This is a genomic window from Helicobacter suis, assembly GCF_902196135.1.
In the GTDB taxonomy this organism is placed as follows: domain Bacteria; phylum Campylobacterota; class Campylobacteria; order Campylobacterales; family Helicobacteraceae; genus Helicobacter; species Helicobacter suis_A.
In genome coordinates this window covers 1-904 of record NZ_CABIKE010000040.1, presented here as the reverse complement: position 1 = coordinate 904, position 904 = coordinate 1, and the positions used below count along the sequence as shown (strand labels likewise).

The following is a 904-nucleotide window of genomic DNA, read 5'->3' as shown; positions in this document are numbered from 1 at the left end:
ACCAGTCCTTCGCATGTGTTAAAATACTAGAGAATATTCTCTTTAAAACCTTTAGGAAGCACATGAAACAATATCTCTACATAGTCCAATCTAGCCTAGAAAAAAGCAAGTGTAAAATAGGCATCACCAATAACTTAGAGAGACGGCTGAAAGAATATAACCACATTACAGGCCAATCAAGTGAGCAGATCTATAGTTATCTTTTTACATGCGAAGTGGCTAACATGCGCGTAATTGAGCAAGATATGAAAAACGCCTTTGCGCATTTAAGAGAGCAGAATAATAGAGAGATTTACTTTTTTAACCCAAGTCTTTTTGAGACTTATGTCAGCTTTATTAGCGCACATGCGCATTTTATTGCTAAGGTTAGTAGCAAGCCGCCCAAGCAAAAACAAGAAGTCAAGCCTATCAGCACGCCTAGCATGCAAGAGCGAGGACTTGTAAGGGTTGATATTTTAAATAAAGCCAAGAAAGTTAAAGATGATGAATTTTACACCCGTTACGAGGATGTAGAAAAAGAGTTGTCAAATTATCCTTTAAAAATATGGCAAAGTAAAGTTGTGTTTTGTAACTGCGATGATGCCATAGGAGAGAGGAGAGATTATACAGACTCATCTGCTTTTGCTCTGTATTTTTTAAGGCATTTCTTTAGACTAAAACTTAAAAAACTCATTTGTACGCATTATGGTAGCCAACAGGATTTATTTAATGCAGGAGTAAAAGGTTATATTTTCACAAAAGAGGGAGCACATGAAATAAAGCACACCCCGCCTAACTATAAAGGTGGTTTTGAAGAAAAGGAGTCGCTAAGAATCTTAAATGAGGAGGCCGACATTGTCTGTACCAACCCACCCTTTTCGCGTGCCATAGAATATTGGCAGATTCTTATTAAAAGTAAAAAGAA

At 36.8% G+C, this 904-nt stretch carries 1 protein-coding gene; it reads left to right on the top strand.

Features of this window, described 5'->3' with window-relative positions; all coding sequences use genetic code 11:
• Window positions 1-62 precede the first annotated feature (62 nt).
• The coding region (locus G6Q06_RS08310; RefSeq protein WP_163566300.1) for an adenine-specific methyltransferase EcoRI family protein at window positions 63-904 on the top strand (842 nt) is incomplete at its 3' end.